This is a genomic window from Paenibacillus sp. FSL R10-2778 (assembly GCF_038593035.1).
Taxonomy (GTDB): domain Bacteria; phylum Bacillota; class Bacilli; order Paenibacillales; family Paenibacillaceae; genus Paenibacillus_AQ; species Paenibacillus_AQ odorifer.
This window is the reverse complement of the sequence record NZ_CP151956.1, coordinates 312907-331606: the sequence shown is the minus strand read 5'-3', so window position 1 is coordinate 331606 and position 18700 is coordinate 312907. Positions and strand designations below refer to the sequence as shown.

The window sequence follows — 18700 nt, the reverse complement described above, 5'->3', positions numbered from 1 at the left end:
TTTACTTTTATTTTGAAAGATTCTGAAAATTTAAAATTAATTCAAAAATATTATATATGAAAAATCATATGAATAGTGGAAATTTCCTTTTTACATAGAAGAAAAAGGAGACTACACGCAAAAAAGACAAAAAGCAGGCCAGAGTCTCCTCTGCCTGCCTTTGCCAACCTATCTTATAATTTGATTATTCCATATAACAGTTTTGCGATTTCAGCACGGGTCACTTTGCCACGAGGGTCAAAGTTATTGTCGCCCTTGCCGTCAAGGATTCCCTTTGCTTGCAAATCAATTACCGCTTGCTTCGCCCACTCAGATACACTATTCATATCCTTAAAGCTTGCAGCAGCAGCAACGGAAGCTTGCAATCCTGCTTTATACTGCATCAGTTTCTGCAGGACAACTGCCGCCTCCTCACGAGTAATCGCATCTTTAGGTCGGAACTTGCCATCACTGCCTTGGATCAATCCAAGCTGGACAGCTTTGTCTATCGACTGTGCATAATAAGCATCTTTAGATACATCTGCAAAAGCACTCTGTACGATAGCCCCATTTGCTTCATCCAATCCGAGAGAACGAACGGCCAGTGTAACAAAATCTGCACGGGTTACATTCGCCTGTGGTCCATAATGCGTATCGTCGATCCCTTTAATCACATGCTTAGCCGTCAGCTTGGAAATATACGACTCTGCCCAGTGACCAGCAGTATCCCTAAATTGCTTATGGTATTCCAGTACCGCAAAGGAGGAAAAGTGATTTGTTGTGAAGGTAACAGTATTATCCTTAAACACTCCACCCAAATATTCCAACGTGCTGCCATTTACATAATAGACACCCGCAAAATCTGTATCAAGCTTAGCAAGCTGTTCCTTAGTCAGCGTCAAGGTAATCGTAACAGCACCTTTAAGCTGGTGGATAGCCGTTTCTTTGCCTCCTGCAGATGTACTGAGGTTCAGCGTAACGTTAGCTCTGAATGGACTCATTCCAGCGTCATTGGCCTGTACAGATATCATACTCGTATCAATGCTTAGTAGCAGCATATCACTGCCTGCCGGAATAGCTGGTAAGGAGCTTGTTGGTACGCTCAAGGTAACGTTAGATGAAACAATATTCAAATTCAACTTCTTATCGACAGCCTGTTGAACAGCGGCTGCATCAAGAGCAATTCTAATCTGATCTTGAGCCGAGGTTGCTCCGCCTGCGCTAATCTTTAGGCTTCCCCCTGTAGCAGCTTCCTCTATCAGTTTCTTCAAGGCTGACGGATCAGCTGTATACGTCCCATTACTTCCTAATGCCAGTTCAATGTTTCCTTTTCCCGCTCCAGGTGTGGCTGTAGGCGTTGGAGTCACTGTTGGCACTGGTAAAACTACCGGAGGTGCCGTTGTCACCTCTGGTGCTGGTGTCGGCGTCACTTCTGGCGATGGCGATACCTCTGGTGTCGGTGTTGGTGTTGGTGTCACCTCTGGTGTCGGCATCACATCCTCTTTTCCAGTGTAAAAGCCCCAGATATCTGAAAGCTCACTACCGGAGTGATCATCCTCAACCTTTGTATACCATTGGTAGTAGCTATCCGGATTCAGCTTACGCCAAGTGACCTGAGTCTCCGCGCCACTCTCTACTTGTGGATTGGCCGCAATTTCCTGGTCGCTGTAAACCTTGACTCCGATATAGTCGGTAGCCACACGTTTAGTCACAGGCTGTAAATCCAGATCCAGAACGAACTCATCTTTGCCTGGATATTCGTCTTCATCATAGTAGTTATAATCATCCAAATAAGGCGAATAAGTCTTCACGCGAAGTTTGTTATTAGCCACATCGAACTGAAGCAGACGGATATAGCCGAGACCCCCTTCTTCAGCGCCTTGATAATCTGCCAGCATTTGATAGACACTGCGGTCTGGAATACCGTCACCGTTATCATCCAGCTCGTCTACCTTAAGCTCAGCATCATGATAATGGCCGGACAGTGCTGCGATTACGTTTTTGTTAGGTTTCACAACCATCTCAAAAATCTTATCTGCAATAGGCGCACGGTTATTAGAAACCAGCAAGTATTCATGGAGACAAAGAATCGCTTTACGCTCTGGATAACGGGCAACGATCTCATTCATCCATTCGATTTCTTCCTCAGCCAATCCCCAGCCCATGTATACAATAACAAAATCATTTCCGTTCGCAGACACTAAATCGTAATGGCCCCTGTTGTTGTCATAAGAGCCACCGAAGGTCGGCATATTCTTGAATCTCCACTCTCCAAAATACTCCCAGAATTTCGTGTAATCCCCGGTTTGATGGCCTACGTCATGATTACCCGCAAGAACACCATAAGGAATGTTAGCTTCCTCCAGAACCTTCATGTCCCGGTCAGCTTCCTTCCACTCATACTCCTGATAGGATTTATCCACGATATCTCCTGTATGAATAACATACTTCAGGTTCAAGCTCTCTTTGTTGTCAGCTATCCATTCTACATTTTTACGGTAAATGTAAGGGTAGCTCTGTGAATAATATTGTGTATCAGACATCCATACAAAAGAAAAGTCATACGTATCTTGTGTTACTGTTGGTGCTGTCTTAGCCACCGAAGCAATTTCGTCCTGAACCATTACTGCAATGCTATTTCCATTAGCATATTCTCCAGCTGTAACCGTGGATTTCAGCTCAAAATCCTCTGTTCCAGCGATTAAATGATCCAGCTGTACCCATTTTTGTTGAGTTGGACTCCATGCGTAGAGACTTACTTTACGTCCCGGCAACGAATTCCCTTTCCATTCAATATCTACACGATCTGACGCCTTAACCGACTCATCCAGCTTAATTTCATAACGCTGATAAGGGAATTGATTGACAGCATCATTAATTAAATATTGTCCGTCCACCGCACTTATTTTACTGTAGTCATCACTGCTAAGCGCTTGTTCGCCCGCAGGTACGGATTGTTTCGGCGGCTCTGTATCGGATGCATTTATAAACCCAGCAAAGCCTTGCTCCGGATGGTTAGCATCGTACTTAAATCCTCTAAAGAAGGTAACGTTTATCTTATCCTGATTAGGATCTTCAACCTTAACCTTTAAAGTCGGATTAGTACCTACAGCGGTCTCCCAGTTTGTAGGAGAAATAAGCAGTGGCGCAAATGGATTCTCATTCGGTACATGGAATGTAATGACCTTTTCTGCCTGATTGCCAATCCTATCTAAGGCTGTGATAGAAAGCGTATGCTCCCCAGCCGATAACTTCCCGGATGAAGTAGCATAGGGCAGTTCAATAACATTACCATCCAGCTTCACGCTGACCTTATCTACACCCGCATAAGTATCCTTAACTTCAGCAGCAATTTCAAAATTGCCACGGTAAGTTTGTCCTTCTTCTATGGATGCTTTGATGGATGGTGGCGTGTTGTCGACAATTACGTTTGATGATACTTTCGTTACACCTTCGGTAAGCGTTACTTTATGTTCTCCGTCAGTTGCTTCCTTAGTATTCCAGTTGTACGCCTTTGAACGGAACAAATCCGCTTTTAGATCAAACTGGAAGCCGAGGGATTCATGCTTACCTGCGCTGTCCCCCATCTTGATTTCCTTATCACGTTCTGCATAAGCCGGGTCCCAAATTTCGGTACCATCTGCCAGCAGGAGACGAACATTTTTCACTTCAAAATCATCCTTATTCTCCTCAGGACGAGGATCAAATGGAGATGATTTAGAGCCCGCCCGAATGTAAATCACATTATCCGTACCCTTTTTTAAAGCGGCAGAAGAAATAGGAAAAGTCAATGTAGTATACGTAGTAATCGGGTCCATAAAGGTATACAGAATACTGGCATCTCCTAGTTCTTCCGGTCCCATCGTGATCGCATTTTTAAAATAATAGTCCACATTTTTAGCTTCAAATACAAAGTAGGCATCATTCTCCAGTGCATTATATGTCTCGTTATTGCCCAGTAACTTACTGTCAATGCTCAAGCCTAAGACATCAGCCTTAGCGGTGGCAGAGGTTCCCTTTACGGTCACGGAGCCATTGATCAACTGCCCTTCCTTCACATTCAAACGAAGGGGTGATTGATCCTGTCCTCCTGTAACTTTTACTTTCATTACTGGAGATTGTGTTTCATTCGTTCCATCAGAAACAACAAAGTAATACTGGATTTCATTTCTGCCAATCAAATCCGCAGAGGTCAATTTGAAGTGATACAAGCTGTCGTTGAAGTCTTGGGATAGATTGTGGCTAACAGCCTCCGGCTGCTTGTCCGAAGACACTCTAACTTCCACAGAAGTAACAGCTTTATTGTCATCAGCAAAAGCCTTCAAATCGAGACCCAGCGACTGATCAATCTCCGTTACGCCCGTCAGATCTTCTACTGTTGGTTTCTCTGTATCCGGCTCCACATGGATCGGTGTGCTTGGAAGTTGTGTTACATCCGTCTGGCCTGGTGACGGAACGGCTGACCCCGTACTGATCTTGAGCATTTTGCTCAGCCCATTCACAGGATACTTATATAGAAGGGCTTTATTCTCTTTGGTGTCATCACCTTTAGCTCCACCATCGTAGGTGAGGTCAGCATCATAATACGCGGAGGAAATTTCTTTTTCCGTGTTACTTTTGATTACGACTGCCCGGCGGCCAGAGTTCGCCATACCATCGCTTTTGATCAAAAAGAGATTGGTGCCTTCAATTAAGTTTGTGTTGAATTCTGTATTGAAATCATTAGCAGTGTAAGTACTATTGGCACTATTAATAACCCAGAACACCACGGACTGCTGTGCAGGAATCAGAAAGTTCTCTGGCGTCGAAGGCCACTTCACATCGGAAGCGTTACCTTTATCAGGATAACGATAATAGACCTTGTAGTCCTTGAAATTAACAGGTGCATCAGTATTGTTATAGATCTCAATGAATTCAAAAGCGTCGCTGCTCGTTCCTTTTACATTCGTCGAATTCGGCAGCAGCTCTGTGATTAACAACGGCGGCACATTATTCGAATCAAACGCCGGCAGGTTCACATGAACAGAATAACTCTCTGTCACATTATTAACGCGGATGCTGTAATGCAGCTCCGGCTCTTCCAGCGCAGCTGCAGGAATCATTGCCGCATATTCATCCCCACCTTTTGAGGTCATGGTGATTACCGTATCTTTCGCCTGAGAAGGAGAGCCATACTGTAGCTTCACTACAGGTAGTGATCCATCTGCCCCGCTTTCCAGATTAGTAATCTTCGCACTGATAGGGAGATCGGCTGGATCGACACTACTCTGTGCAATATGTTTAATCACTGGCTGCTTGTTCCCAGGAACTAGCTCAGGCACTTGTTCTGCCTCTACGGTTCCAGGCGTAGCCACAACCGTTCCCGAATTCACCATGAGGTTCATAACGGAGCTATCTGCTTGCAAGTATTGATAGAAGATCCCGTTATTCTCCTTCACCTGTTCTTTTCCATAGGAAGCAGAAACAATTAGCGTATCTCCTGCTTTGCTTTTAATTTGTAAATTACGCGCAGAAGTGTTAGCCATCCCCCCGCCACCGTTGATCCGGAACAGATTCACTCCTTCCTGCAAAGCTGCAGAAGGATTAAAGTTTTTGATGAAATCCTCCGTAGGAACATTCAGATTATTGCCGTTCATAATCCAGAAAACAATATTTCCATGCGCCGGTATTACAGCATCACCATTAGGTGCCCATGAATCTTTGTCATTATAAAAGAAATAATAATCCTTAAAATTAACCGGCTTGTCCGTATTATTGTAGACCTCAACAAACTCGTAACCATCTACAGAGGTTCCATCTGTCCCTTTTACATTTTTAGTATCCGGAACAACCTCTGTAATCAGTAGCGCTCCTGGATTATTAGGTACCGCGTACACCTCTGCCATTACAGTCGGTTGACTTAAAAGCGTGTCGAGCTCAACCTGTTCATCAAAATGCGCCTCTAATTCGGAAGATGTCTGCTCCGTCTCCAGCTGCTGCTCTTCGGCATATCCTGCTGGAGCCATGATTCCCAACATCAAACTGCTGGCAATTATGCTGGAAAATAAACGTTTAGCTTTTGCTGTTATTCTCAAAACTCCGAACACTCCCCATTTGTTTGATTGTGATTCAATGCATAAATATGCAATGAATCTCATCTGGAAAGTATACCTGCGGTGTATTATCGCTATATCATAGCCGTGTTAAATCTTTAGGTTATTTTTAATATTGCTTAAGCTTCAGTTCAGCTTCGCGGGTTACAATATAACTAGTTAGAACCCATTTTAAACGATACTTTAGACGGATGCTTAAGCAAGATAAGTTATTGCAGAACAAGAAAAGAGGACTCTAATGGATATAAAAAGAGTGATCATAGTCGGAACGGTAGTTGTAGTGATGTCTTTCGGAAATGCTTGGACTAGTCTTACCGCTAATGCAAGTTCGCCTGTAAAATGGTCCACGGCAGAGGTCGCGGATCAAGACGAATTATTGGAGGTACTTAACCAGCCAACGGACGAGGATCTATACGAGGCCATATATGACGGTAAGTCACTTCAAGATATTGCATCAGAACAAGGCCAAGATATTGAAGCTGTAATCGATCTACAGGTTGCCCAGCTAACGGATCAATTGGATTCACGGTTAGCCGCTGGAAGCATAACAACCGAGCAGTATGCGGCATATAAAGCGGAGCTGAGGGACATCGTTTCAGATAGTGTCCATACTTCCTTCGGTTAAGGGAATACATACAGCGACGCTGTAACATACACAAAAAAAACCCGGCTAAATGGATCTTCCATTTAGCCGGGTTTTGTATATTTAATACTTATTTTATAACAGAATCCCTAAGTCCCTATCTTGTTCTCTCTGTTAATCTCCAGAATATCAAGGAAGAATACAAAGATCGGAATCCCCAGAATCAGACCCCAAACCCCGAGATAATGCTCAGAGAATAACAACACGATAAACGTATAGAACATAGGCAAATTCATTTTGGATGACATCAGTTTAGGATTTAGGAAGTAGCCTTCTACAAAATGAAGCACGGCAATCATTGCCAGTACATAGATAGTCATGACTAGGCCACCAATATTGTAACCAATAATACAAAGTGGGATTAGCGAGATAACAAAACCTACAACCGGAATTAAACTAAGCAAGAAGATCATAATGGATAATGCGAAAAGGTAAGGAAAACCTAAAATCCAGAGCCCGATCACCGTAAAGCATGTATTAAACAACGCGATCAGAATTTGTGCTTCGATCACTTTTCCGAAAGAGGAGATAAATTTTCTGCCAAAATACTCAAGCTCTACATAGAACCAAGAGATTTTGCTCTCTTTAAGGCGGGAAGTGAAACTAACGATCCTGTTCTTCTCAAGTATAAATACAAAGCTCAAAATAGTTGATAAAACAAAGCTGGTGCCCCAATTGCTTATTTTCAAGACATATTCAATACCGTCTTTCATGTACGACTGATAGTTCAAATCCTTAAGCTGGGCGAATATATACTGCACTATATCATTCTGCGGGATGTTCTCAGGGGTCAAATTGGTCAAAAAATTCGTTAACTGTTTAATCTGTATGAAAACCTTAGGCAGATAATTAACGAGGGTTATGACAATTACAGCGATTAAGGCAAGGTATAGAATAACAATAATCACTTTGCTGTTAACTGCTACATATTTGTTAATGCGCTTCGTTAGCAGCACTTGAAAGCTATTCATTACATACGCAATCAAAAACGTCAACAGTACCAAATTAAGCATATCTCTAATACTGAATAGCAGTAGAGCAACCAATCCTAAAATCAAAAAACGCCGGACCGTTAAATTTGCGTAATAACGCTTAAACAATTCCATCAGTTCTCTCCATTCGCTTACCAATTAGTACTCTGTTTATAGTCTACAGTAAGGAATTCACTTATAGCAACTAGTGATTCGCCTAAAATGACGAATTTACTCACTTTTTGTAATCTCATCATCTATAAAAGTGACACTTTTCATGCTCCTGCATCCATATGAATCAATTCAACGATTCGGCGTTTCGGATCATATTTCATATCTATATGCAGATCTTTGCATAATTGATGAAATGGAACCATCAAGGTTCCCTTCCTCATTTCAGGAGAATTCCTTACCATATTCACCTTTTGGTTGTTCAAGGTCAATTCCATAGGCAAATCGATATGCTTCATCTGATCAAGCGTCAACGCAGCGGTAAGTGTCTCACTTCCCCCGTTAATTCGTGCGGCATTCCGATCCGCTCTGGTGTTAATCCCATCCTCAATTTTGAAGGTCAGCGAAATCCCCAGCGAATCACAAACAGCCAGCAATCTGTCATTGTAGGACCCATAAGGAAAAGCTATCGCCGAATCCGTATTGCCCAATTCTTCCTTCAGCCTTTGCTCCGCCTTAGCCAGATCACGTGTAACTCTGCTGTAGTATTCGACATTCATCTCATTCCTGTTCTCATCATCAACATATAACAAGGCACTTGCAGCTGGCCGCTGCCCGCCCTCGGCATCGACAACCCCATAATGGTGCAAATCATAGGTATGACTATAAAATCCCATCCCAGCATGCTTCATTTCCCGCATTTGCTCCCAAGTGAGCTTCGGTACGCTATTCGGATCTGGGTGATCTATTGTAGATACGATAACAAAATTAACGGCTGTATATCCGTATTTTTGCAAAACGGGGAACGCCAATTTATAGAAACTCTCATATCCATCATCAAAGGTCAGCAGCACTGCATTGTCCGGAACTGCGCCGTTATTCAGCATAAATTCACGGTATTCCGCCATGTTGATCACATGAAAACCTTCCTGCTTCAGCAGATTCATTTGATCATCAAACCGATCAACCGATAACACCCAAGGAAACTGTGGCATGGGCTTCTCAGAAAGATGATGATACATCAGCACAGCCACCTGATCTCTGTAGTAAATACCTTTTGGAAGAGGTCCGGATTTCTGCCAGCCGATTTGTGTATTTAGTGCCTGTTCAGCTACCGCCTTCGGGATCATAAGATCATCAGGCGAGGCTGGGTTGGCAGCTATCGTCTTTATCATTTGACCATTTACGTTAATAATAATTGTTGAAGGTTCACGTTGTGTATTCAAAATAGCAGCAAGGCTCAGCAGTAGAACTATGACAACAAGCAGCATATATTTTTTTGTTTTCAATCTCAGAATCTCCTTAACAACATTTCTTGTCCCTATGTAACTATATATTTTATGGAAGTTCCACCTGCTATTGGTTACATTTTCTTCTTATTTTTGTTTCTTTATCATAAAAAAGAGGGCGAACCTCAAGCCTGAACCGGCTTAAGGAACACCCCGCAAAAATGGAGATCTATATACAATTATGTACATCTATATGTGATTGTAGACGGTCTAGGACCTTCTCTTATCTGCGAAGTAATTCTCTTCCCCAAGCTCGTCCACGAACTGCTGCAGCCAATGATAATATTGAACGGCATGCTCCAGCTTCTCCAGATCCTTCAGGCAGAATTGCCGCTCCTCCTCAGACGTATCCACGGCTTGAACCAATCCCTCCAGCTCAGGAATGACAACGTCTAAAGCGTGCTTCATGACATCAATCTCCCGCTGTAGCTTCATCCCAAAAAAGTTCTTAAAGGTCTGAAAGAAATCTGTTTCCACTGCATACAGATCCTTTCGGTCCCGCTTCTCCTCCAGCTTAGTGACCATCTTGGAGGCCATCAAAGAACGGACTCCATAGCTCATATTACTCTTGCTCATATTCATCACATTCTTCATCTCTTCAAGCGTCATCGGACGGTCTTCAAAGAACATAATTCCATACAGCTGCCCGAATGAATAATTCGCACCATATAGGTCCATCGTCTGAGCAATCGCATCGATCATCGGACGCAGCAGCTGCTCGCGTGGAGATAAGTCTTTATTCTCTTCACCAAAGGCTACCTGTTTCATAGCTGCACCTTCATTCCACTTAGAATCTACCCTTCTATTTTACACAAAATAGCAACTACCTGCGCTAATCTCTTAATTTTTTACATAATCTCGCATCGATCTTTACGTCCACTTGACCACGCAGCCGCCCGATGAGTGTACAATTTTTTTTGAACGGAAGAGCTTTCCTCAGAATTATACCGCAAAAAACAGAAGATGGAATGGGGTATCGACAGAATAATGAAACGTTCGAGATTTATAGGGGAGTTGAAACCGGTGCTCTTCACCTTGCCGGCAATGATTCCATTCGTTGTATTTTGGCTAGCGCCATTACTTTATGTATTTTATCTCAGCTTTACCGAATGGGACTTCATGAGCCCTGAGAAAACCTTTGTCGGACTAACCAACTATCTGGATCTGTTCAGCAATCCTGCCTTCTATAAAGCACTTAGAGTGACTCTGTTATTCTGTGCCGGAAGTGTGCTGCCCGTTATTCTGATCGGACTTGGACTAGCACTCCTGATGAACGGGAAGCTGAAAGGGTCCACCCTCTATCAGGTATTGCTGTTCTCCCCTTGGGTCACGCCGACCGTGGCTGTATCCATTGTCTGGTCCTGGATCTATGAACCCGAAATCGGCCTTGCCAATACTGTACTTGACCTCTTAGGTCTAGAAAAAATCGGTTGGCTTCAAGACCCTAAATGGGCGCTGCTTGGCGTTCTGCTCGTGACAATATGGAAATCGGTAGGCTGGGCGATGATTTTTTACTTGGTGGCACTACGCAATGTCCCTACGGATCTGCTGGAAGCAGCTCAACTGGATGGAGCAAATGCTGTTCAAAAATTCAGCCGTATTACTTTACCGCTAATCTCGCCAACGACACTGTTTCTGTTCATCGTACAGATCATCGGGGCGTTACAGGCTTACGACCAGATTAACGTACTTACACAAGGTGGACCCTCAGGATCAACACGTACCTTGCTCTACATGTATTATCAGTCTGCCTTTGAAGCCTTTCAGATTGGAGAAGCCTCTAGTGTCGCAATGGTTCTGGTATTTATATGTATGCTGCTATCCGTAGTCTCGCTAGAGGTTAGTAAACGGACAACCCATTATCAATAACAACTGCTGTAAAGGAGAACGACTGATGAATGCAACGATCGTACGCGTGGGCAAGCTGACCCGCCATCTATTTTTTACAGCTATTGCACTGATCATGGCCTTCCCCTTCTATTGGATGGTCACCAGCGCCTTAAAAACCAATGATGAAATCTGGCAGTCTCCGCCCACAATCTGGCCTAAGGATGCGCTGTGGAGTAATTTTTCAGCCGCCTGGCACGAAGCCCCTTTCTTCAGATATATGGGCAATAGCATATTTGTCGCTGTGTCGATTGTTATTCTGCAGGTCATAAATTCCGGGATGATGGCCTATGCGCTTACGCATATGAAATTCCGCTTCAGAGGGCTGTTCTCAGGCGTTATTCTTTTCGGCTATATGGTTCCAGCCACCGCAGTTTATCTTCCCGGATATTTGGTATTGTCCCAGCTCCATCTACTGGATTCATATGCCGGATTAATTCTATCCAACTGTGTAAGTGTCTTCTCCATCTTTCTAATTCGCCAGGCCTTCCTTCAGGTTCCCCATGAGCTGGTGGAGGCTGGAGAAGTGGACGGTTCCTCACATATGCGGATTCTGTGGACCATTCTTGTCCCCATTACACGTTCTTCCTTTGCTGTGCTAGCCCTGATCACCTTCATTGATCAGTACAATAACTATTTCTGGCCGATGCTCATCACCAAAGATCCTAATCTACAGCTAGTCTCGGCGGGTCTGCGTAGTTTCTTTACTCAAGGAGGTGCTTACGGATTAAAATGGCCGCTGATCATGGCCGCTAGCGCATTCACCATCACCCCGTTGCTGCTAGTATTTCTACTAGCTCAGAAAACGATCATGCAAAGTGTCAATATGACCGCTGGTTCCAGCAAAGGATAAGCTAACAATTCTATTTTAATAAGAGGAGAATGATGATGAACGTATTGAAGAGACTGTCCACCCTGTCTTTAGTTGCCGGATTTACAATGTTAACAGCTTGCGGAGGAAATGCGAATACAGGCAATGTTACAGCGGCGAATGGAGCTTCTTCCTCCCCCTCCACAGAGGCTGCGCCCACACAAAATGCACCGGTAACAATTGAATTCTGGTATGGTCTCGGCGGCAAGCTTGGTGAGAATATGGAGGCACTGATTCAGAAATTTAATACCTCTCAGCAAGAGGTCATCGTCAAAGGTATCGCGCAGGCAGACTACACGGAAACCGAACAGAAGCTGCAAGCAGCTATCGCTACAGGAAAAGTACCTGCGGCTGCTCTCTCCTCCAATGTAGATTGGGCCCGTAAAGGATATTTCGCTCCGATAGACGAGCTTATGGCACTGCAGCCAGATTTTAATAAAGAGGATTTTGTCCAAACCTTTCTAAATCAGGGCCAGGTTGATGGTAAGCAATACTTCCTGCCGATGTATGGAACAACGCAGGTCATGTACTACCGCAAAGATGTTTTTGAGAAGAATGGAATTGATGCGAGCACACTAAAGACTTGGGAAGATCTGGCTGCCGCAGCTGCGAAAATGACAGTGAAGGACGGCGGTAAAACCACCCTTTATGGTTGGGAGCCTATGTGGGGTTCAGGGAACATGATTGATGCCGTACTCAGCAAAGGAGGCACTATCCTTAGTGAGGATGGAAAACAAGTTATGGTTGACTCTAAAGAGTGGATTGAAACCTGGGATTTGTTCCGCAAGTGGATTCACGAGGATAAGATCATGCGGATTCATTCCGGCGGTCAAGGCTGGGAGTATTGGTACAAGACGATTGACGATGTAATGAAGGGTCAAGCCGCAGGCTACACCGGCTCCAGCGGCGATCAGGGCGACTTGGACTTCAGCATTGTTTCGGCTATGGAGCAGCCAGGCTGGGCAGGGATCGGTGAGGGCAAACCCGTAGCCCAAGCCCTTATGGCCGGCATTCTATCCAAAGCCAGCGACAGTGAAAAGGAAGCAGCTATGAAATGGCTAACCTACTTCACGAATGCTGAGAATACTGCGTCCTGGTCCATTAATACGGGATATATTTCGGTGCGCCAATCCGCATTGCAAGACCCGGCGTTTGTGTCATTCAGCGAAAGCAATCCACAGATTAAGGTTCCATTGATGCAAGCTTCTCATGGTTCTGCACCTTTCCAAGACCCAACTGGCGGCAAAATTAACGATGCGTTGACAATCGCCGCAGATAAGCTGCAGATTGAGAATATCCCAGCAGCACAAGCACTTAAGGAAGCACAAGAAACGGCACAAGCAGCGCTTGATAAATTAAAATAAAGGGCGGTGGACTTCATGTCTGAGCTCATCACTCCACAAGGCAGATATGCTGTAGCAGCTATTCTATTCGATAAGGATGGTACGCTGCTCCAGTTCGTATCCCTCTGGGGCAGCTGGGGCGAATGTTTTTTAGAGAGATTCACGAAGTATATGAAGGAAAAAGGACTACAGATTGCAGGAGAGCAGCTCCCTGCATTAATGGGAACTGTACACAATGCCCAGGGGAGCATTACCGATTATGATCGCAACGGACCGCTGGCTATGGGGACTATGAGTGATCTTTATGCCATTCTGTCATGGCAGGGTTATCTGCAAGGTTTATCTTGGGCGGAGTCCATGGAGCTTGTCCATCAATGCCGTCTCGAAGCGGATGTTAGGTTAGAAGAGAAACGCCCCGTTCACTCCCTTCCGGGACTTCATCGTTTTCTTGATGAGTGTGTGAGTGCAGGCATTCCTCTCGCCGTGGTGACCGCAGATGAAACAGAGGCCGCAGACAAACATCTCCAATGGCTGGGCATACGGCATTATTTCTCCGAGGTAATTGGAACAGATCTTGTGGATCAGGGTAAACCTTTCCCCGACATGGTGCAGCTTGCCTGCAAAAGGTTAGCCGTGGAACCCGCGTACACAGCGGTTATCGGCGATACTAACGGGGATATGCGAATGGCTAAAGCAGCGGGTGTACAGGTAGCTATCGGCCTAGCAGAAAGCGACGGTACTAGTGCTTCAACACATATTCTCCCGGATGCAGATCTCATTGTACAATCTTATGCTGAGCTCAGAATTGAGGTTACTTCCCTGTGAGAATAGAAGGAATATGGGCATGGATGTTTCTGGCGCTGGCTATTGTGTTCGAACTCTCAGGGACCCTCTCAATGAAAATATCTCAAGGGTTCACCCAGCTCTGGCCTTCCGTGCTTATGTTCCTGTTCTATGGAGCCAGCTTCACCTCCCTGAATTATGCTCTCACCTCTATTAAGGTAGGCGTAGCTTATGCGATATGGTCAGGAGCGGGAATCATCCTGATTTCCTTCATAGGAACCCTGTTCTTTGAAGAAAAGCTAACCCTATCCTCACTACTTTGGATAGCCGTCATCATTGTCGGGATCATAGGACTGAATATTAGCGGCAAGACGCATTAGCGAACAGCAACAGTATTGGATAGGTTCATAGATGAAGGAGGATGCCCAAACATGAGTACGAACACATCACCTGAAGATAAACCAGTTATCACCTTTCAGATCATTACGGATACCCATGTCACTGCTGACCGCAATCATGAGTACAATCTTAACTTCGAGCTGGCTCTCCGTGATATAGCAGCGCATGGGGAAGGCAGCAGCGGGATTATGCATATCGGTGATGTCACAGACCACGGCTTCCCTGCTGAATACGAAGAAATGCTTCGTATCCTCAAACAATACAAAACCGAACTGCCCGGGATTACCTTTACCTTAGGCAATCATGATGTGGGCCTCGGAAATTGGGAATCACGTTTAGGAATGTATACGTCACAGACCGGAATGTCCGGACCCTATCATGATCACTGGGTCAATGGCTATCATTTTATTATGCTAGGGACAGAACAAGGATTGCCCAAATTCTGTGATCTTTCTTCTGAACAGCTTGATTGGCTGGAGCATAAGCTTGGAGAACAAGCTTCACCAGATCAGCCTATCTTTCTCTTCCTGCATCAACCGCTTAAAGACACCGTAGCCGGATCGCTGGAATCGCAAGATTGGTATGGTGTCACACAAGATAAGGAATTAAAAGAAATCCTGTCGAGATACCCTCAGACCTTGTTATTCACTGGACATACCCATTGGGAGCTGGAGGTAGACAACACTATGTTCCCTGGCGATGGAGAGATCGCAACGATGTTTAATGCTGCTTCTGTCGCCTATCTTTGGACTAATGAAGATAAACATAAAGAGGGCAGCCAAGGCTTCTATGTAGAAGTGTATAGCGATAAAGTGCTTGTCCGGGGCAGAGATTTTAAGACAGGAAGCTGGATTGAGGCTGCACACTATGAGGTATTTTACCCAGCGGTAAGCGTATATTAAAGATAAGCATTTAAGCGAGAAATATAACAAAAAAACGATTGTGCACAGGGAGTCCTTCCCCGCAACAATCGTTTTTTACTGTAGCTATTCAGCTTAACGTCCAATCGGTGCAATCCGGTAGACAGCTGTATCTCCAACCGCTGCCTTCGTATCGCTCTCGATCTGCCAACCGAAGGATAACACAGAAGCCAAACGTTCCTTCTCGGCCAAGGTTAAAGCCACCTCAGCGGCTTCCTTACCTTCCTCAAGCTCCAGAGCCGCTTCTTTGCCCAGAGCTACCCATATCCAGCTGCGAATCCCACGAATCGTGTTGTATTTAATCTGATAGCCTGTCTTCACCGCTTGCCCGAACAACTCCGGCTGCTCTGACTGCAACGTAGTCAGCTGCTTATAATCAAATTGGTATTCGCTCTTGTCAACGGGCAAATCGCCCTCTGCCACTTTACGAAGAATATCCTCATCAGACCACCCCAAGGAGCGGAGTGATTCCACCAATAACGCATCCCACTGGGATAACTTTACCCGGTTTAAGTTCTCTGACATTCTGATCCCTCCCAATCTATATATAGAGTCTAATCATACCGTAAAATCATAAGCAACATAATGGCCCGGACTTACTTCCTGTAGTGTGGAAGTCTCAGCTCTGCCATACTCTTGCGAATATCCGTCTAAAATAATTCTCTGATTGGCCCGCCGGGGATCCGTCTCCAAGATGGAAGACAGCAGCGCCTTTGTATAAGGATGAATAGGATTCTCGTACAGCTCATCACTTTCGGCTACCTCCACTAGACGACCGCCATACATCACGCCGATCCGGTCAGAAATATGCCGTACCATCGACAGATCATGTGCGACAAAGAGATAGGTCAAGCCGAATTCGGACTGCAAATCCTCCAGCATGTTCACTACCTGAGCCTGGACAGACACGTCCAGCGCTGAGATCGGTTCATCACACACGACAAACTCAGGTCTTACGGACAATGCTCTGGCAATCGAAATCCGCTGGCGTTGGCCACCGCTGAATTCATGCGGGAAGCGGTAGAGATGTTCTCTTTTTAAACCTACCTTTTCCAGCAATGCCGCAACAGCTTCTTTGCGTTCTTCACCTTCGTGGATACCGTGGATTTTCATCGGCTCACTGATCAGATCAAGCACACTTAAGCTTGGATTAAGTGATGAATAGGGATCTTGGAAGATCGACTGAATGCGTCTGCGAAAAGGTTTTAGCTGCTTCTCTCCAAGCTTGCTCAGCGGCTGCCCGTCAAAAGACACTTCACCGTCTGTGTAGTCATATAAGCGCAGCAAGCAGCGTCCAACCGTGGACTTGCCGCTTCCCGACTCTCCAACCAGCCCAAAGGTCTCTCCCTGACGAATCTGAAAGCTTACGCCATCTACTGCCTTAAGCACCGATGTATCGCGTCCCCACATATCCTTGCCTTTGGAGAAATGTTTTTTGAGATTATTTACGTCCACTAGAATCTTATTGTCACTCAACCGAACCGCTCCCTTCAACGCCAGCTACGGCTGGAGTCTCCTGCACGCCATCTGCTAACCAGCACATCGAACGGTGACCGGGCGATAATTCGATTACCGGAGGACGTTCGCTGCAACGGGCAAAAGCATTAGGGCAACGTTCCATAAAGGGACAGCCAGAAGGAGGATTCAACAAATCCGGAGGTGTGCCTTCGATTGGAATTAGACGTTCACGCGATTTGCCGTCACGTTTCGGAATGGAGCGAAGCAGACCTTTCGTGTAAGGATGCTGTGGGCGATAAAAAATATCCTCCACCGTACCTTCCTCCATCACTAGTCCACCATACATTACGATAACCCGTGTACATACCTGAGCCACCACACCCAAATCATGGGTGATCAGCGCTATAGCTGTACTGGTATTATTTTTTAGCTCTTTAAAAAGATCAAGAATTTGGGCCTGTATTGTTACATCAAGCGCAGTTGTCGGCTCATCCGCAATCAATAGCTCTGGCTGGCAGGAAAGAGCCATAGCGATCATGACCCGCTGCCGCATCCCGCCGCTGAATTCATGCGGATACTGCTGCAGCCGCTGCTCAGGATTATTAATGCCCACCTGCCGCAGGATACTTGCTGCCTCTTTAAACGCTGCTTCCTTATTTAAGCCGCGATGCCGCCGGATGACCTCCGTAAGCTGCTGGCCGATTTTTTTCACAGGATTAAGAGAAGTCATGGGGTCCTGAAACACCATCGCTATGCGGTTACCGCGCAGTTTTCTCCACTCTTTTTCCGAAAGGTTAGATAAATTGTCACCACGAAAATTAATATTTCCAGCGATAATTTTACCCGGAGGTGTAATCAACGACATAATCGCCTTCGCAGTTACACTTTTCCCGCTTCCGGATTCACCAACAATCCCTACCGTTTCTCCAGCATCTATATGAAAGCTAACGCCACGAACTGCCTGATTCTCTCCATCCCGAGTTTGGAAGGAAACCTTCAAATTCTCAACAGACAATAGCCGTTCCGTCATGATGTCTTCACACTCCTATCTTCGGATCAGCTTCGGTTCAAAGCCAACCCGCAAAATATCGCCCAGAACATTAAAGCTCAGAACCGTTAATAGTATCAATAACCCCGGGAACAATGCCAAATAAGGTGCCTGAGCGATATATCCCTGCGCATTGTTAAGCATACTGCCCCAAGTGGCATTCGGAGGTTGTACCCCGAACCCAAGGAAGCTTAGGGACGACTCCATCATAATCGCGGAAGCGATATTATTCGTCGCACCTACAATCACAACAGGTACTAGCCCCGGAAGAATATGACGCCAAATAATTCCGAAGTTGCTCTGGCCGGAAGCTTTTGCATACAGTACATATTCCCGTTCTTTAATCGTCATCGTCTCCGCACGAATCACACGGGCAATGTTCATCCACATTAATAGAGCAATAATTAAAATGATGTTTCCTACACTCGGCTTCAGAAATACGCTGAGCAGCAGCAGCACAAGGAAAGATGGAATGGACATCACTACATCAAGCATCCGCATCAATAGATTATCAATCCATCCGCCAAAATATCCACTGATTACGCCCACCGTCACACCTATACCCGTGGCGATGATCATTGAAGCAAAACCAACTAGCAAAGATACCCGGCCACCATACAAAGCTCGGGCAAAATAATCCCGGCCGTAATCATCCGTACCAAACCAATGATCCGCCCCGGGTGCTTTCAAACGTGCCAAAACATCCATTGCATTCGGATCATGTCCGGATAAAAAAGCAAATATAGAGCCTAGTGTGAAGACGATTAAAGTAATGAGGGCTGCGACACCCAATTTATTCGTAAATAGCTCATCTCCAACACTTTTCCATTTACTGCGATTCATGAG

General features: G+C 45.2%; 15 protein-coding genes. 7 read left to right on the top strand and 8 right to left on the bottom strand.

Going from position 1 to position 18700, the window contains the following annotated elements; genetic code table 11:
* Positions 1 to 173: 173 nt before the first annotated feature.
* Positions 174 to 6053, bottom strand: a complete 5880-nt coding sequence (locus tag NST40_RS01490; RefSeq protein ID WP_342410347.1) for an S-layer homology domain-containing protein — start codon at positions 6051 to 6053, stop codon at positions 174 to 176.
* 256 nt (positions 6054 to 6309) lie between these two features.
* On the opposite strand from NST40_RS01490, the gene NST40_RS01485 reads away from it, so the two are divergent.
* Entirely contained in the window at positions 6310 to 6696 is a 387-nt protein-coding gene (locus tag NST40_RS01485) for a hypothetical protein (RefSeq protein ID WP_038568262.1), read from the top strand.
* A gap of 107 nt (positions 6697 to 6803) precedes the next feature.
* Here NST40_RS01485 and NST40_RS01480 read toward each other — a convergent pair whose 3' ends face one another.
* The 3 genes from NST40_RS01480 to NST40_RS01470 form a co-directional block, all read right to left on the bottom strand.
* A complete protein-coding gene (locus NST40_RS01480) occupies positions 6804 to 7820 on the bottom strand; it encodes an AI-2E family transporter (RefSeq protein ID WP_036687315.1) in 1017 nt (338 codons plus the stop codon).
* Between the two features lie 140 nt (positions 7821 to 7960).
* A complete protein-coding gene (locus tag NST40_RS01475; protein ID WP_081387385.1) occupies positions 7961 to 9145 on the bottom strand; it encodes a polysaccharide deacetylase family protein in 1185 nt (394 codons plus the stop codon).
* Between the two features lie 210 nt (positions 9146 to 9355).
* Positions 9356 to 9913, bottom strand: coding sequence for a transcriptional regulator (locus NST40_RS01470; protein WP_076101159.1), 558 nt, complete (start codon positions 9911 to 9913; stop codon positions 9356 to 9358).
* Positions 9914 to 10132: 219 nt separating this feature from the next.
* On the opposite strand from NST40_RS01470, the gene NST40_RS01465 reads away from it, so the two are divergent.
* From NST40_RS01465 to NST40_RS01440, 6 genes are read left to right on the top strand one after another with little or no spacing between them, the layout of a single operon-like run.
* Positions 10133 to 11014 (top strand): sugar ABC transporter permease, encoded by an 882-nt coding sequence (locus tag NST40_RS01465; RefSeq protein ID WP_076127023.1) that lies wholly within the window; start codon positions 10133 to 10135, stop codon positions 11012 to 11014.
* A 25-nt stretch (positions 11015 to 11039) separates the two neighbouring features.
* A complete protein-coding gene (locus NST40_RS01460; RefSeq protein WP_076219016.1) occupies positions 11040 to 11885 on the top strand; it encodes a carbohydrate ABC transporter permease in 846 nt (281 codons plus the stop codon).
* A 35-nt stretch (positions 11886 to 11920) separates the two neighbouring features.
* The gene (locus tag NST40_RS01455; protein WP_081398219.1) at positions 11921 to 13267 is read left to right on the top strand and encodes an ABC transporter substrate-binding protein; all 1347 of its coding nucleotides are present in this window, start codon (positions 11921 to 11923) and stop codon (positions 13265 to 13267) included.
* A gap of 15 nt (positions 13268 to 13282) precedes the next feature.
* A complete protein-coding gene (locus NST40_RS01450) occupies positions 13283 to 14071 on the top strand; it encodes an HAD family hydrolase (RefSeq protein WP_076219018.1) in 789 nt (262 codons plus the stop codon).
* The gene (locus tag NST40_RS01445; protein WP_248549163.1) at positions 14068 to 14409 is read left to right on the top strand and encodes a multidrug efflux SMR transporter; all 342 of its coding nucleotides are present in this window, start codon (positions 14068 to 14070) and stop codon (positions 14407 to 14409) included. The genes NST40_RS01450 and NST40_RS01445 overlap by 4 nt, the downstream gene beginning before the upstream one ends.
* Positions 14410 to 14460: 51 nt before the next feature.
* Positions 14461 to 15330 carry a metallophosphoesterase gene (locus NST40_RS01440; protein WP_076186180.1) on the top strand — a complete coding sequence of 290 codons (870 nt, stop codon included), beginning with the start codon at positions 14461 to 14463 and terminating at the stop codon, positions 15328 to 15330.
* Between the two features lie 93 nt (positions 15331 to 15423).
* Here the strand turns inward: NST40_RS01440 and NST40_RS01435 are convergent, their stop codons facing one another.
* From NST40_RS01435 to NST40_RS01420, 4 genes are read right to left on the bottom strand one after another with little or no spacing between them, the layout of a single operon-like run.
* Positions 15424 to 15873 carry a hypothetical protein gene (locus tag NST40_RS01435; protein ID WP_076192528.1) on the bottom strand — a complete coding sequence of 150 codons (450 nt, stop codon included), beginning with the start codon at positions 15871 to 15873 and terminating at the stop codon, positions 15424 to 15426.
* A gap of 33 nt (positions 15874 to 15906) precedes the next feature.
* Complete coding sequence (locus tag NST40_RS01430; RefSeq protein ID WP_280753353.1) at positions 15907 to 16824, bottom strand: ATP-binding cassette domain-containing protein; 918 nt, start codon at positions 16822 to 16824, stop codon at positions 15907 to 15909.
* On the bottom strand, positions 16817 to 17836 hold the full coding sequence (locus NST40_RS01425; protein ID WP_076127008.1) for an ABC transporter ATP-binding protein: 1020 nt from the start codon (positions 17834 to 17836) through the stop codon (positions 16817 to 16819). The genes NST40_RS01430 and NST40_RS01425 overlap by 8 nt, the downstream gene beginning before the upstream one ends.
* 15 nt (positions 17837 to 17851) lie before the next feature.
* Positions 17852 to 18697 (bottom strand): ABC transporter permease, encoded by an 846-nt coding sequence (locus NST40_RS01420; RefSeq protein WP_036687295.1) that lies wholly within the window; start codon positions 18695 to 18697, stop codon positions 17852 to 17854.
* Positions 18698 to 18700 lie beyond the last annotated feature (3 nt).